Source organism: Rhizobium sp. BK376, from assembly GCF_004341625.1.
Classification (GTDB): domain Bacteria; phylum Pseudomonadota; class Alphaproteobacteria; order Rhizobiales; family Rhizobiaceae; genus Rhizobium.
On the sequence record NZ_SLZG01000009.1, the window covers coordinates 80,228 to 95,234 of the forward strand.

Below are 15,007 nucleotides of genomic sequence, written 5' to 3' on the forward strand. Positions count from 1 at the left end.
ACGCAATGAAACAGTATCTCGATCTTTTGAGCCATGTGATGGAAACCGGCACCGACCGCGGCGACCGCACCGGCACCGGCACACGCTCGGTCTTCGGCTATCAGATGCGCTTCGATCTTGCCGACGGCTTTCCTGTCACGACCACGAAGAAGCTGCATCTGCGGTCGATCATCCATGAACTGCTCTGGTTCCTGAAGGGCGATACGAACATCGCCTATCTCAAGGAAAACGGCGTCTCCATCTGGGATGAATGGGCCGACGAGAACGGTGATCTCGGCCCGGTCTACGGTGCTCAGTGGCGCTCCTGGCCGACGCCTGACGGAGGTCATATCGACCAGATCGAGCGGCTGATCGAGGGTATCAAGACCAATCCGAATTCGCGCCGCCATATCGTTTCCGCCTGGAACCCGGCCGAGGTCGACAATATGGCGCTGCCGCCGTGCCACTGCCTTTTCCAGTTCTATGTCTCCGACGGCAAGCTTTCCTGCCAGCTCTATCAGCGTTCGGGGGACATCTTCCTTGGGATTCCCTTCAACATCGCATCCTACGCGCTGCTGACGATGATGGTAGCGCAGGTGACCGGGCTCAAGCTGGGCGATTTCGTCCATACGCTTGGCGATGCCCATATCTACAAGAACCATTTCGAGCAGGCGAAGCTGCAGCTGAGCCGGACTCCGAAGGCGCTGCCGACCATGCGGATCAATCCGGCTGTCCGGGATATTTTTTCGTTTAAATACGAGGACTTCGAGCTGGTCGGCTACGAAGCTGATTCAAATATCAAGGCGCCGATTGCAGTCTGAGGCGGCGGGTTTGCAGCTCGCCTAGGATGCCTCGTTTCACACATCTATTTGTCTTGAGGGATAGAATGAAATTCATTTCGACCGCACTCGCCGCCACTTTGGCCGCGGCAGCGCTTTCCGGCTGTGTCGATCAGGCCAATACGCCGATCCTCGTCCCGGTCTCCTCGGCCGAACAGGTTGCTCCGGCTGTCCATGCAATGTGCGTCGGTGACGCCAATGCGGCCTATAACAGGCAGGTCGAGGAATTCAACAAGCGGGCGCAGATGAGCGGACAGTACACCCTCACATCCCAGATGAGCTACGATCAGCTCCTGCAGGCAAAGGGCGCTGCCCGGCGGAAATATCTGTCCTGCGTGGCGAGTGAGGGCTACAAGCCGATCTATTGATGCCTTGGTCTGGGAGGAAGCCCTGATGTCCCATGTTACGAAAACCATTGTGGTTGCGGTTTCCCGAAACGGCATCATCGGACGCGAGGGCGGGTTGCCATGGCGGCTGTCGACCGACCTGAAGCGCTTCAAGGCTTCTACACTGGGCAAGCCCGTTGTCGCCGGGCGCAAGACATTCGAATCCTTCGGTAAACCGCTGCCCGGCCGCCCGAACATCGTCATCACCCGCGATCGCGACTACAGCCCGGCCGATGTGCATGTCGTCCACTCGCTCGTCGAAGCTTATCGGCTCGCCGAGCAAGTGGCGGGCGAAATGGGGGCGGAAGAGATCTGCATCATCGGTGGTGGCGATATCTATCGGCAGGCGATGGACGACGCCGATAAACTGCTGATCACCCATGTCGAGACCGAGGTCGACGGCGACACGTCCTTTCCTCCGGTCGATCCGGCCATATGGCAATCAATCGAGGAGATCGCCGTCCCGGCCGGTGAAAAGGACAATTATCCGACCCGCTTCGTCACCTATGTCCGGCGACAAGCCTAGGCAAAATCAACTATTTTTCCAATAAATCAGCCGAAGTTCCTCAAGTCTCGTTGAAAGCCTATGCGCCGATACCTATAACGGTGACAATCGCTGCTGCCTGCCGGTTTCCGCAGGCGAATGCGTGGGGCGTATTATCAACGAAGAGGTCTTGATGCCTTGGAGCAATCAGAATGGCGGCGGCCCATGGGGCGGCGGCGGGGGGAACAATCAGGGTGGACCTTGGGGGCAAGGACCGAACCGACCGCGCGGAAGCGGCGGGCCTCCAGATCTGGAAGACATCATCAGGCGTGGCCAGGATCGTCTGAAGCGCTTTCTGCCCGGTGGATTCAACGGTGGCGTCTTCGTGATCATACTCGGCGTTATAGTCGTCTTCTGGCTTATCCAGTGCATCTATACCGTTCAGCCTGACGAGCGTGGCGTCGAGTCCCGCTTCGGAAGGCCGCGCGAAGAAATCTCCATGCCCGGCCTGCATTTCCATTTTTGGCCAATGGATAGCGTCGAGATCGTCAAGATCACCGAGCAGCAGCAGAATATCGGCGGCCGCGCAACATCGAGCTCCACTGCCGGCCTGATGCTGACGGGCGACCAGAACATCGTCAATGTTCAGTTCTCGGTTCTCTATACGATCAGCGATCCCAAGGCCTATCTCTTCAACCTCGAGAGCCCGGCCGAGACGCTTCAGCAGGTCGCCGAAAGTGCGATGCGCGAGATTGTCGGCCGTCGTCCGGCGCAGGATATTTTCCGCGACAACCGCCAGCAGATCGCCGTTGAAGTGAAGAACATCATCCAGGATACGATGGACCGCTACCAGTCGGGCATTTCCATCAACGCCGTGCCGATCGAGGATGCTGCTCCGCCACGCGAAGTGGCCGATGCCTTCGACGAAGTACAGCGCGCGGAGCAGGACGAGGACCGTTTCGTGGAAGAGGCGAACCAATACGCCAACCAGAAACTCGGCCAGGCCCGCGGTCAGGCGGCCCAGATTCGCGAAGAGGCTGCTGCCTACAAGAATCGCGTGGTCAAGGAAGCCGACGGTGAAGCCCAGCGCTTCGTTTCCATCTACGATCAGTATGCAAAGGCACCTGACGTGACCCGTCAGCGCATGTTCCTTGAAACCATGGAATCCGTGTTGAAGAACTCCAACAAGGTCATCCTCGACAACAAGCAGGGTGTCGTGCCCTATCTTCCGTTGAACGAAATCAACAAGCCGCTCAATCCGGCTCCGTTGTCGCAATCGCAAGCGCAGGAGGTGAAGTGATGTCCTCCAGCCGTTTGCCAGCCATCTTCATCGGTATCGTCATCATCCTTGTGATTGCCTACTCGTCGGTCTTCGTCGTCAATCCCCGCGAACAGGCAATCGTCCTGCGCTTCGGTCAGATCCGTGACGTGAAGACGGAACCGGGCCTCTACTTCAAGCTGCCCTTCGCCTTCATGGATGCTGACCGCGTGCAGTATATCCAGGACCAGGAACTGCGCTTCGATCTGGACAATATCCGTGTCCAGGTCTCGGGCGGCAAGTTCTACGAGGTCGATGCTTTCGTGGTCTATAGGATCACCGACGCACGGAAATTCCGTGAGACGGTGTCCGGTGACCGCGACGCGGCGGAATCGCGCTTGCGCACCCGCCTCGATGCGTCGCTGCGCCGGGTCTACGGTCTGCGTGGCTTCGAAGCTGCTCTTTCCAACGAGCGCGCATCGATGATGACGGAAGTGCGCGACGACCTGCACCGCGATGCAGAAACGCTCGGCCTCAACATCGAGGACGTTCGCATCCGCCGGACCGACCTGACGCAGGAAGTCTCGCAGCAGACCTATGACCGCATGAAGGCGGAACGTCTTGCCGAAGCAGAACTCCTGCGTGCTCGTGGTAACGAGGAAAGCCAGCGCCGCAAGGCGGTAGCCGACCGCCAGGTGGTCGAGATCGTTGCGGATGCGCAGAAGGATTCGGAAGTCCTGCGCGGTGAGGGCGATGCCGAACGCAACCGCATCTTCGCCGACGCCTTCTCCAGGGATCCTAGCTTCTTCCAGTTCTACCGCTCGATGACGGCTTATCAAAACGCGCTCGGCTCCAGTGGCACGACGCTCGTGCTGCAGCCGAATTCGGATTTCTTCCGTTACTTCGAGAACCCGAACGGCACGCCTCCGGCACCGCAGCCCGGCGCTCCGGCGCTCGCTGCACCGTCATCCACGGCGCCGGCTGCTGCTCCGTCCGTTCCGGCGGCTCCTGCAGCGAACTGATTTGCTGATAGCCTGATGCGATGTTTTTGCGGGGCCGTCCGAAAGGATGGCCCCGCAATATATTCGGGCTTTTCTGCTCGCTCAGACGCGGCAATTGCGTCGGTTCCACGGAAACTATATTGAAGTCCGAAAAGAGCTTGGACGGTCGTCTTAAGGCTGGCTATATGCAGTACGAAATCGCTAAAAGGTGATTTCGTGCTTCATTATTCCGCCTTATGTTGATGTTCATATCCGCGACTTCCCTGTTCCATGAGGATGCTTGATGGCTGCCACCATTCGCTTGTCCGTTAGACGCTCGTTCGCCTTGATGGCCAGCGTGGCATTCATTGCCGGTTCTACCTTGGGCAGCGCCCAGCAAGCGCTTGCGCAGAGTGCGGAGGTCGCGCCAAGCGGCACCACCGCGCCTGCAACACCAACTCCGCCGGCAGCGCCAACTGCGCCGGACGTGCAAGCCGCACCCTCGACGCCACCAGCTGCGCCTCAGCCAGCGGCTCCGGCGGCACCTGCACCCGCTCAGGCAGCCAATCCCGCGCCTGTCGCCCCTGCAGCACCTCCCGTTGCCGCAAGCCCAACCGCTCCGCAGCCAGCGGCTCCGGCGCCCGAAGCACCCGCACCAGCTCAGGCAGTCAATCCTGCGCCCGTTGCTCCGCCAGCGCCTCCCGTCGTCGCGAGCCCGGCTGTGGCCAACGGTCCGGCTTCGGTGGCCGATCTGGCGCAGGGCCTGCTCGGCGCCGTCGTCAACATCTCGACGTCGCAGAAGGTCAAGGACGAGGGCGTCGGTCCGTCGCCGAAGGTGCCCGAGGGTTCTCCCTTCCAGGATTTCTTCAACGATTTCTTCAAGAACAGGAACGGGCAGAGCAATAATCACAAGGTGAGCTCGCTCGGTTCCGGCTTCGTGATCGATCCCAAGGGATACATCGTCACCAACAACCACGTCATCGAAGGCGCGGACGATATCGAGGTGACGTTCCCGAGCGGCAACAAGCTGAAGGCGCGGCTGATCGGCACGGATACGAAGACCGACCTTTCCGTGCTGAAGGTCGAGCCGAAGCAGCCGCTGACATCAGTGCATTTCGGCGATTCCTCCACCATGCGCATCGGCGACTGGGTGATGGCGATCGGCAATCCCTTCGGTCTCGGCGGCTCGGTTACGGTCGGCATCGTGTCGGCACGCGGACGCAACATCAATGCCGGGCCCTACGACAACTTCATCCAGACGGATGCTGCGATCAACAAGGGCAATTCCGGCGGGCCGCTCTTCAACATGAAGGGTGAGGTCATAGGCATCAACACTGCGATCATTTCGCCGAGCGGTGGTTCGATCGGCATCGGCTTCGCCGTGCCTTCCGAGCTTGCTTCGGGCGTCGTGGCGCAGCTGATGGATTTCGGCGAGACGCGCCGTGGCTGGCTCGGCGTACGTATCCAGCCGGTTACCGATGATGTCGCCCAGAGCCTCGGCCTTGATGCGGCCAAGGGCGCGCTTGTCGCCGGCGTGATCAAGGGTGGTCCAGTCGACAACGGTTCGATCAAGGCAGGCGACGTCATTCTCAAGTTTGACGGCAAGGTGGTCAACGAAATGCGCGACCTGCCGCGGGTCGTCGCCGAGAGCCCGGTCGGCAAGGAAGTCGATGTCGAGATCATGCGCGATGGCAAGCAGCAGACCGTCAAGGTCACGCTTGGCCGGTTGGAAGACAGCAACGACAAGGCTGCCGCGGCCGATACGGACAATTCGGCACCGGGTCTTGCACCCGACGACAACGGCAATGACGACGGCAATGGGGTCATCAATCCCGATCAGGGCGATGAGGGCGACGATTCGGACGGCCAGGATCAGGGCGATCAGCAGCAGAATCCGGCACCGCAGGCAGTCCAGAACGTGCTGGGCATGAAGCTTCAGGCGCTCAATGCCGACAACCGCAAGTCCTTCGGCATCGCCGACAGCGTCGACGGCGTGGTGATCATGGAAATCGCACCCGGATCGGCCGCAGGCGAAAAGGGGCTGAAGGCCGGTGACGTGATCGTCGAAGTGGCCCAGGAGTTTATGCAGAGCCCAGGCGCCGTTCTGGCAAAGGTCAATACGCTGAAGAAGGAAGGCCGTCGCAACGCGCAGATGATGATCGCTTCGGCCAATGGCGACCTGCGCTTCATCGCCGTGCCGCTGGAATAGCCTGATCTCTCAACCGGTCTGCCGGCGGCGCCACTGCTTAGCCGTCAGCCGATAGAGGATGTGGCGCCTCAGCTGCGGATGGCTATCGGGTATATCGGGATGGTCGAAATCGCCTGATGGGTCGCGCTGCATGCCGATCCGGCGCATCACGGCTTCGGAGCGGTCGTTGCCTTCCACCGAGAAGGATATGATCTCGTCGAGCGTCAGCGTTTTGAAGCCATATGCCAGTATGGCTGTTCCCGCCTCGGTGGCAAATCCATGACCCCAATGCCGGGCCGAAAGCCGCCAGCCGATCTCGACGGCCTCGGCGGGCAGGAGCGGCGCAAGATTGGGCTTCGACAGGCCTGAAAAGCCGATGGGCTCTGCCGTTTCCCTGATTTCCAGCACCAGAAAATCCAGACCGTCTTTTGCCGGCATGTTCAGCAGCATGTCGAAGATCGCGTCGGCATCGGTCCGCGTTCGCTGAAAGGGGTGGAAGACCAGCACGCGGGGATCGGAATTGACTTCGAAGAACAACTCGCGATCACGCTCCTCGCAATTGCGCAGGATGAGCCGGTCCGTCTCGATGCGTATCATTGCTCGGCTCGCCATTCCTCGGCGGTGATGCGGTAGAGTACGTGCGGTTTGAGGTAGAGGTGGGTGTCCGGAACACGCGGATGAATGAAGCTGCTCGGGATATCCTGGCGCATCCCGATGCGTTTCATGACAGCGGTCGAGCGTTCGTTGTTGTAGACGGCGAAGGAGACGATTTCGTCAAGGCCATGCGTCTCGAAGCCATGGGCGAGGGCGGCTTTTGCCCCCTCGCTGGCGAGGCCCTTGCCCCAATATCGGGCTGCAAGCCGCCAGCCGATCTCGACGGTTCCCAACGGAATATACGGCTCTATATCCGTACGAACCAGCCCGATGAAGCCGATCAACTCGCCGGTCGACTTGAGTTCGGCCGCATAGAAGCCGAGGCCAGTCTCTGCGATCATCTCCTGCATTCGCGCAAAAACGGCATCGGTCTCGGCGCGAGTTCGGCGAAAGGGGAAGAATTCCATGACCCGGTCGTCGGAATTGATTTCGAAGAACAGCTCGCGATCGCCGTCACTGTCGTCCCAGTTGCGGAGGATCAGCCGCTCGGTTTCAAAAATGTGCATGGCATGGCTCTGCTTATGGCTGTATTATCAATCGAAGCGGTTGTATTTCAGGCTTTGACAAAATCCGTCTTGCGGTAGCCCTGGATGTAGAGAAGGGCGGTCAGGTCAGCGTTGTCGATGCGCATTCTGGCTTCGGCGGCTACCGCCGGCTTGGCATGCAGGGCGACGCCGGAGCCGGCGAGTTGGAGCATGCCGAGATCGTTGGCGCCGTCGCCGACGGCCATTGCCTCGTCGGGTGAAATGCCGAGTGTTCCGGCGATCTCGTTGAGTGCATCGACCTTGGCCTGCTTACCGAGGATCGGCTCGGCGACGAAGCCGGTGAGCACGCCGTTTTCCTCGAGCAGGATGTTGGCGCGGTTTTCGTCGAAGCCGAGGGTTGCGGCGATACGGCTGGTGAAGACCGTGAAGCCGCCGGAGACGAGGGCGGTGTAAAAGCCCTTCGCCTTCATCGTGGCGATCAGTTCCGGGCCGCCCGGCGTCAGCGTGATGCGCTTGGCGATGACGTCGTCGACGACTGACAGGGGCAGGCCTTTCAGCAGGGCGACGCGTTCGCGCAGCGCCGGCTCGAAGGCGATCTCGCCGTTCATGGCGCGGGCGGTGATCGCGGCGACCTTTTCCTTCAGGCCGACTTCGGCGGCAAGCTCGTCGATGCATTCCTGGCCGATCATGGTGGAATCCATGTCTGCGATCAGCAGCTTCTTGCGCCGCGTATCCGCATTCTGGACCACGAGATCGATCGGCGCGTTGCCGATGACCGCCAGAATATCGGCTTCCATCGCGCGGATGTCGCTTCCGTCCCTGAGCGCTATATCGCAGGCGATGCCATCCGCGAGCCAGTAGAGGCCTGATGCGTTGACGGCTTTTGCAGCCTCTTCGGCGAGGGCGGGTGTCAGAACGGGGTTTGACGGATTGGCAATAAGCGTGGCAACGAAAGCCATGATCAGAAACCTTGTGAGCGACAAGTCTTGAGCGAGATCGATGCGATCCTGATAACCGGGCCGACCGCCAGCGGCAAGTCCGCGCTTGCCGTCGAACTGGCGAAAGAGCATGGCGGCGTGGTCGTGAACGCCGACAGTATGCAGGTCTACGACACGCTGCGGATCCTGACGGCCCGGCCTTCGGATGAGGATATGGAGGGCGTTCCACATTACCTCTACGGCCATGTTCCCGCCGCCCAACCCTATTCGACGGGTGCCTGGCTGCGGGAGGCCTCGGCGTTGATCGGCGACCTGAAGGTTCAGGGCCGGCTGCCGGTTTTCGTTGGCGGCACGGGGCTTTATTTCAAGGCGCTCACCGGCGGTCTTTCCGATATGCCCGAAATTCCCGACGATATTCGCAGTCGGTTGCGGCAGCGCCTGCTTGATGAAGGACCGGAAGGATTGCATGGCGAACTCGAAGGTCTCGATCCCTCGATGGCGGAAAGTCTCAATCCACAGGACGGTCAACGCATCGTTCGGGCGCTGGAAGTGCTTGAAGCCACTGGCCAATCGATTTCGGCATTTCAGGACCGCCGCGGCCCTGTCATCGTCGACCCGGATCGTGCCCGCAAGATCGTCGTCTTGCCGGATCGAGCCTTGCTACATCAGCGCATCGACAGCCGCTTTGAGAAGATGCTGGCAATGGGGGCGGAAGAGGAAGTGAGAGCGCTGCTCGCGCTCGATCTGCCGCCCGAAATGCCGGTCATGAAGGCAATCGGTGTTTCGCAGATCGCGGCGATGATCCGAGGTGAGATGACTCTTGCGGATGTGTTGCGGACGGGAGCCGCGGCGACCCGCCAATATGCCAAACGGCAGATGACCTGGTTCCGCAACCAGATGGATGAAAGCTGGGAGCGGATCGCGCCTTAGGCGGGCTTGCTCAGTCCTTGTTGTAGAGGCTGCTGAGCGGCTTCTTCAGAATGCTGTCGCGGAGCGATAGGCCGGGTTCGCGGCGCGGCGGCGGCTCGCCGTCCCGAGCGGCCGCAGGGCGGAAACGGTCCGGCGCAACTTCATCATTGCGGATCTCGCGACGAAGCTCGGCCAGGCGACTGTCGATCGATGTCTGTGGGGCGGCAAAGCCTGTGGTGGCGTCGGATCCGCGCGGCAGCATCTCCGGACGATAGGGTTCGACTGCCGGTGCGGAGGGGCGGGGAAGCGGCGGTGCCGACGTCCGCACAGGTTCGGGAACGAAATCCTGTGCCGTAAAATCGGTGTCCGGCTCTTCGTCTCTCACAACATTGACGGCGGAGGCATAATTCTGCTGGAAGGCGGAAATGTCGGGGCCGGCGATCGAACGCATGCGACTGATGATGGAGCGCAGGTCGACGTTGTCGGGCGAGTGCTCGAATTCCCTCTCCGCGGTCGCAGCGGCTTTTGGTATGCGGTTCTCCGCCACGCGGGAAAAGCGCATGCGCATCGGCACCGCCACCGCTTCACCGAAGGCGATTGCCTCGCCATTGCCGATCGAGGACAAGAAGCTGGTGGTCGAGATCGACGAGTTTGGGATGGCGGAACGGATGATGTCTTGGTCGCGGTCGTTGGCCAGGCGCATGGCAAACAGCGTCGAGCACTGCGAAAGAATGGTCTGATCGAGTTCGCCGGGGCGCTGCGTGATGATGCCCAACGAAACGCCATACTTACGGCCTTCCTTGGCGATTCGGGCGATCGCCTGTCGCGTGGGCACGAAGCCGAGGCTCGGATCGGCTGGGATATAGCGATGCGCTTCCTCGCAGACGACGAGCATGTGGATTGCGCCCTCGCTCCACAGCGCCAGTTCGAAAGCCATGCGGCAGAGCACCGATGCAACGGAATTGACGACCTCCGAGGGGATGCCGGCCAGCTGGAAGGTGCAAATCGGCTTACCATCGCCGGGAATGCGGAATATCTGCGCGATGGTCTCCATGATCGTGTCGCTGATCGTGTTGTTGGAGAACATGAAGTGATAGCGCGGATCGTTGATCGCAGAGACGATGCGAATTTTCAGCGAGCGAAGATGCGGCTTTTCCTGGCGTCCTTCGAGCCTGCCGATGCGCTCGTCGATAAGCGCCAAGAGATCGGCCATGCGGTAGGGAACCGGCGTATCCGCGGTGATCGAGCTTTTTTCCGACTGACGGCGCATCAGCGCCGAGTCGCCGCCACGGAAAGCGCGCTTGGCCTCCGGAATGATGTCGCGCAGCATGTCCAGTTCTTCGGGAACGGGCGGACGACCGCGGAAGACGACTTCGGCAAATTCCTCAAGCCGCATCAGCCAGAAGGGCAGATCGAGCGTGTCGGTATCGATTCCGACGGCATGATCGGGAAAAGCGGCGGCGAATTCGTTGTGAGGATCGAGGATCAGGACACGCAGCTTCGGGTCGGAGGCGATCGCCTTGTGCAGAAGGAGAGAGACAGCGGTCGACTTGCCGACGCCGGTCGAGCCGACGACCGCAAAATGCTTCGATAGCATCGACGGAATATGGATCGCAGCATCGATGGTTTCGTCCTGGGTCAGCTTGCCGATGGCGCAGCTGGTGTCCTTGCCGGAATCGTAGATGCGCATCAGGTCGCTTGCGCGAATACGGTGGGCGATCGCGCCGAGATAGGGATAGCGCGAGATGCCGCCGGAGAATTCCTCGCGGCCATCCTCGTTGACCCGGACTTCTCCTAAGAGCTCCACTTCGATGCGGAAGAGGTTGTCCTGTCCTTCGCCCCAGGCGTCGTTGCCCGTGTGCATGGAATAGACGAGGGCGGCAACGCGGTTGCTGCCGACGCTGATGGAAATCAGCCGACCGACGGACCAAAGTTCGGTCAGGTCGGTGCCGCCTGCTTCTGCCACTGCTGCGATGGTTGCTCGGGATCCGCTGCACGCGACGACGCGACCGAGGAAACGGTTCCCCGGTGTGAGAGCATCGCGGCGGTCATGCTCGCCAGCTTTGCCAGACGTCTGCAAGTCACTGTTCAGCAACGGGCCACTCCCTGCTTTCGCACGAAGATAGGACACTCGCCTTAACAAAATCCTTTCAGTTTCGCCTCATTTTGAAGCGACGGCGTCCGGAATGCCTTTCAAGCCGACGATTTTTTATTGCGGAATGCGTTGACGCTATGAAATTTTCTGTCTATCAATTCGCCCCATGAAAATCTCGATGGCTCTTATCGTGGTGGGAAGGCGCATGGGCAGGATGGTGTAACCATCCGGCGATAGCCACCCATGCGCTAGACGACAGGCTCCCCAAGGAGCCTTTTTTTATGCCCAAAATCGGGCTCAAGCTTTCCAGAACAATCAGCGGATATCGGATCAAAGGCATGACGGGCACAGACAAGCAGGCGAGCAGCAATCAAATGACCGGGGCGGAGATCGTCCTGCGGGCGCTCAAGGACAATGGCGTCGAACATATTTTCGGCTATCCGGGCGGCGCCGTGCTGCCGATCTATGACGAGATATTCCAGCAGGAAGAGATCCAGCACATCCTCGTGCGCCATGAACAGGGCGCCGGCCATGCGGCTGAAGGCTATGCCCGCTCGACAGGCAAGGTCGGTGTCATGCTTGTCACCTCCGGCCCCGGCGCGACCAATGCCGTCACGCCGCTGCAGGATGCCTTGATGGACTCCATCCCGCTCGTCTGCATCTCCGGCCAGGTTCCGACATCGCTCATCGGCTCCGACGCATTCCAGGAGGCCGATACGGTCGGCATCACGCGCCCCTGCACCAAGCACAACTGGCTGGTCAAGGACGTCAATCAGCTTGCCAGCATCATTCATGAAGCGTTCCGGATCGCGCAGAGCGGCCGTCCCGGTCCCGTTGTCGTCGATATTCCGAAGGACATCCAGTTCGCGACCGGCACCTATACGCCGCCGGAAATGCATGCCGTCCAGAAGAGCTATCAGCCGAAGCTGGAAGGCGATTTGAACAAGATCAAGGAGGCGATCGAGCTGATGGCCAGTGCCCGCCGGCCGATCATCTATTCCGGCGGCGGCGTCGTCAATTCCGGCCCGGAAGCCTCCAGGCTGTTGCGCGAGCTGGTCGAAATCACCGATTTCCCGATCACCTCGACGCTGATGGGTCTGGGCGCCTATCCGGCTTCGGGCAAGAACTGGATGAAGATGCTCGGCATGCACGGCTCCTACGAGGCGAACATGGCCATGCATGATTGCGACGTCATGGTCTGCATCGGCGCGCGCTTCGACGACCGCATTACCGGCCGTCTCAATGCTTTCTCGCCGAATTCCAAGAAGATCCACATCGACATCGACCCCTCGTCGATCAACAAGAACGTCCAGGCCGATGTCGGCATTCGCGGCGATGTCGGCAGCGTTCTCGAAGACATGGTTCGTCTGTGGCGCGCGTTGCCGAACAAGCCGGAAGCAAAGCGTCTCGAAGACTGGTGGGCTGAGATCAATCGCTGGCGGGCTCGCAACTCCTTCGCCTACACCATGAACAACGACGTCATCATGCCGCAATATGCGCTGGAGCGTCTATACGCGCTGACGAAGGACCGTGACACCTACATCACGACTGAGGTCGGTCAGCACCAGATGTGGGCTGCGCAGTTCTACGGCTTCGAGCAGCCGAACCGCTGGATGACCTCGGGCGGCCTCGGCACGATGGGTTACGGCCTGCCGGCGGCGCTCGGCGTCCAGATCGCGCATCCCGACGCGCTGGTCATCGATATTGCCGGCGATGCCTCGATCCAGATGTGCATCCAGGAAATGTCGGCGGCGATCCAGCACGATGCGCCGATCAAGATTTTCATCATGAACAACCAGTATATGGGCATGGTGCGCCAGTGGCAGCAGCTGCTGCATGGCAACCGCCTGTCTCATTCCTATACCGAAGCGATGCCTGATTTCGTCAAGCTCGCGGAAGCCTATGGGGCGGTCGGCCTGCGCTGCGAAAAGCCGAGCGAACTGGATGCGACCATCCAGGAGATGATCGACGTCAAGAAGCCGGTCATCTTCGATTGCCGTGTCGCCAACCTTGCCAATTGCTTCCCGATGATTCCCTCGGGCAAGGCGCACAACGAAATGCTGTTGCCCGACGAGGCGACGGATGAGGCGGTCGCCAACGCGATCGATGCCAAGGGCCGTCAGCTCGTTTAATCCCAGGGAATAGGAAACACCGACAATGAACGCACACCTTCAACCCACCGGTTCCGCCTACTTCATCTCGCCGGAGACGGCTGCAGCCGAAAACCACACGCTTTCGGTCCTCGTCGATAACGAGCCGGGCGTCCTTGCCCGCGTCATCGGCCTGTTTTCCGGCCGCGGCTACAACATCGAAAGCCTGACGGTTTCAGAAACCGAGCACCAGGCGCACCTCTCGCGCATCACCATCGTGACGCGCGGCACGCCGCAGGTGCTGGAGCAGATCAAGGCGCAGCTCGAGCGCATCGTTCCCGTCCACCGCGTCGTCGACCTGACCGTGCGCGCTCGCGAGCTTCGCCAGGAGCGGCCGATCGAACGCGAAGTAGCGCTGATCAAGGTGATCGGTAGCGGCGAGACCCGTGCCGAGACGCTGCGACTGGCCGATGCCTTCCACGCGAAGGTGGTCGACGCGACAGTCGAGCACTTCATTCTTGAGATCACGGGCAAGTCGTCAAAGATCGACCAGTTCGTGGCGATCATGAAGCCGCTCGGCCTGATCGAAGTGTGCCGCACGGGTATCGCTGCGATGAACCGCGGGCCGCAGGGAATGTAAGCTTATTCCTTAAGAGACAATCGAGAAGCTGCTGGTCAAATCATCTCCAGCGGCTTTTTTCTTCTCGGTGGCGGGAAGGCCGCATCAAGGGCGGCACGGTCGGCTTCCGTAAGCTCAATCGATACCGCCTCCCTGTTTTCGCGGACGCGCTCGGGCTTGGCAGTCTTCGGTATGGCGATCACGCCTTTTTGCCCCAGAACATAGGCGAGCGCGATCTGGGCTGGTGTCGCCTGGTAGGCCTTGGCGAGATGGATCAGATCCGGATGATGGGCAAGGCGGCCCTGCTCGATCGGGGAATAGGCCATGACCGGGATGTTGTGTTCCTGGCACCAGGGGAGAAGGTCGAATTCAATGCCGCGGCGGCCGAGATTATAGAGCACCTGGTTGGCGGCGACATTCTTTCCGCCGGGAACAGCCAGTAGTTCTTCCATGTCGTCAGCGTCGAAATTCGAAACGCCCCAGGCGCCGATCTTGCCGGCGGCTTTCAAGCCTTCGAAGACCTCGACCGTTTCGGCGAGCGGGTGGTTGCCGCGCCAATGCAGGAGATAGAGATCGATGCGATCGGTCTTCATGCGCTTCAGGCTGCGCTCGCAGGCGTCGACCGTGCCTTGGCGGCTGGCATTCCAGGGATAGACCTTGCTGACCAGAAAGACCTCGGCGCGTCGTCCTTCGACCGCACGCCCAACGATTTCCTCGGCGCCGCCTTCGGCATACATCTCGGCGGTGTCGATCAGCGTCATGCCGAGATCGATGCCAGCCTTCAGGCTTTCGATCTCCTCGCGGGCGCGGGCAGGGTTCTCACCGATGTTCCAGGTGCCCTGGCCGAGGGAGGGGACGCTAGCGCCGGAAGGGAAGGCGATGGTGGGGATGGAAGACGGCATCGCTGGATCTCGATTTTGTTGGCTAGCGGTCGCTAAAGGGGTGCCGGAACGCCAAGGATACAACTTTCAGGAATGTTTACTTTATCAATTTTTAACCAGATTTTTCCACAATCCTGAATTGATAATGGTCTTTCAGCTACAGCATGATGCCGTATCGAACCAAGCCGCTGCTCCATGAAGGTCGACCAGCGGAGATTGGAG

At 60.5% G+C, this 15,007-nt stretch carries 14 protein-coding genes; 9 read left to right on the forward strand and 5 right to left on the reverse strand.

The window, feature by feature from the left end; genetic code table 11:
- Positions 1-5: 5 nt before the first annotated feature.
- From EV561_RS21020 to EV561_RS21045, 6 genes are all read left to right on the forward strand, one after another.
- Entirely contained in the window at positions 6-800 is a 795-nt protein-coding gene (locus tag EV561_RS21020; protein WP_132524266.1) for a thymidylate synthase, read from the forward strand.
- A 65-nt stretch (positions 801-865) separates the two neighbouring features.
- On the forward strand, positions 866-1,186 hold the full coding sequence (locus EV561_RS21025; protein WP_132524267.1) for a hypothetical protein: 321 nt from the start codon (positions 866-868) through the stop codon (positions 1,184-1,186).
- A 25-nt stretch (positions 1,187-1,211) separates the two neighbouring features.
- Positions 1,212-1,730: a dihydrofolate reductase gene (locus tag EV561_RS21030; RefSeq protein WP_132524268.1), complete on the forward strand. Its 519-nt coding sequence runs from the start codon at positions 1,212-1,214 to the stop codon at positions 1,728-1,730.
- A 151-nt stretch (positions 1,731-1,881) separates the two neighbouring features.
- Positions 1,882-2,988 carry an FtsH protease activity modulator HflK gene (hflK, locus tag EV561_RS21035; RefSeq protein WP_132524269.1) on the forward strand — a complete coding sequence of 369 codons (1,107 nt, stop codon included), beginning with the start codon at positions 1,882-1,884 and terminating at the stop codon, positions 2,986-2,988.
- Positions 2,988-3,968: a protease modulator HflC gene (locus EV561_RS21040; RefSeq protein WP_132524270.1), complete on the forward strand. Its 981-nt coding sequence runs from the start codon at positions 2,988-2,990 to the stop codon at positions 3,966-3,968. The genes hflK and EV561_RS21040 overlap by 1 nt, the downstream gene beginning before the upstream one ends.
- 262 nt (positions 3,969-4,230) lie before the next feature.
- Positions 4,231-6,135 carry a Do family serine endopeptidase gene (locus tag EV561_RS21045; protein ID WP_245512792.1) on the forward strand — a complete coding sequence of 635 codons (1,905 nt, stop codon included), beginning with the start codon at positions 4,231-4,233 and terminating at the stop codon, positions 6,133-6,135.
- Positions 6,136-6,144: 9 nt separating this feature from the next.
- Here EV561_RS21045 and EV561_RS21050 read toward each other — a convergent pair whose 3' ends face one another.
- The 3 genes from EV561_RS21050 to serB are packed head-to-tail and all read right to left on the reverse strand — an operon-like array spanning position 6,145 to position 8,212.
- Entirely contained in the window at positions 6,145-6,711 is a 567-nt protein-coding gene (locus EV561_RS21050; protein WP_132524271.1) for a GNAT family N-acetyltransferase, read from the reverse strand.
- Positions 6,708-7,274, reverse strand: coding sequence for a GNAT family N-acetyltransferase (locus EV561_RS21055; protein ID WP_132524272.1), 567 nt, complete (start codon positions 7,272-7,274; stop codon positions 6,708-6,710). The genes EV561_RS21050 and EV561_RS21055 overlap by 4 nt, the downstream gene beginning before the upstream one ends.
- Positions 7,275-7,321: 47 nt before the next feature.
- Positions 7,322-8,212 (reverse strand): phosphoserine phosphatase SerB, encoded by an 891-nt coding sequence (gene serB, locus EV561_RS21060; protein ID WP_132524273.1) that lies wholly within the window; start codon positions 8,210-8,212, stop codon positions 7,322-7,324.
- Between the two features lie 27 nt (positions 8,213-8,239).
- On the opposite strand from serB, the gene miaA reads away from it, so the two are divergent.
- On the forward strand, positions 8,240-9,121 hold the full coding sequence (gene miaA / locus EV561_RS21065; protein WP_132524274.1) for a tRNA (adenosine(37)-N6)-dimethylallyltransferase MiaA: 882 nt from the start codon (positions 8,240-8,242) through the stop codon (positions 9,119-9,121).
- A 10-nt stretch (positions 9,122-9,131) separates the two neighbouring features.
- Here the strand turns inward: miaA and EV561_RS21070 are convergent, their stop codons facing one another.
- Positions 9,132-11,195, reverse strand: a complete 2,064-nt coding sequence (locus EV561_RS21070; protein WP_132524275.1) for an ATP-binding protein — start codon at positions 11,193-11,195, stop codon at positions 9,132-9,134.
- Positions 11,196-11,533: 338 nt separating this feature from the next.
- Here EV561_RS21070 and EV561_RS21075 point away from each other — a divergent pair, with 338 nt between their 5' ends.
- Together EV561_RS21075 and ilvN are read left to right on the forward strand one after the other, a co-directional pair.
- Positions 11,534-13,327: an acetolactate synthase 3 large subunit gene (locus EV561_RS21075; protein ID WP_132524276.1), complete on the forward strand. Its 1,794-nt coding sequence runs from the start codon at positions 11,534-11,536 to the stop codon at positions 13,325-13,327.
- A 25-nt stretch (positions 13,328-13,352) separates the two neighbouring features.
- Complete coding sequence (ilvN, locus tag EV561_RS21080) at positions 13,353-13,925, forward strand: acetolactate synthase small subunit (protein ID WP_132524277.1); 573 nt, start codon at positions 13,353-13,355, stop codon at positions 13,923-13,925.
- A gap of 35 nt (positions 13,926-13,960) precedes the next feature.
- On the opposite strand, the gene EV561_RS21085 is transcribed toward ilvN, so the two are convergent.
- Complete coding sequence (locus EV561_RS21085) at positions 13,961-14,806, reverse strand: aldo/keto reductase (RefSeq protein WP_132524278.1); 846 nt, start codon at positions 14,804-14,806, stop codon at positions 13,961-13,963.
- Positions 14,807-15,007: the final 201 nt, after the last annotated feature.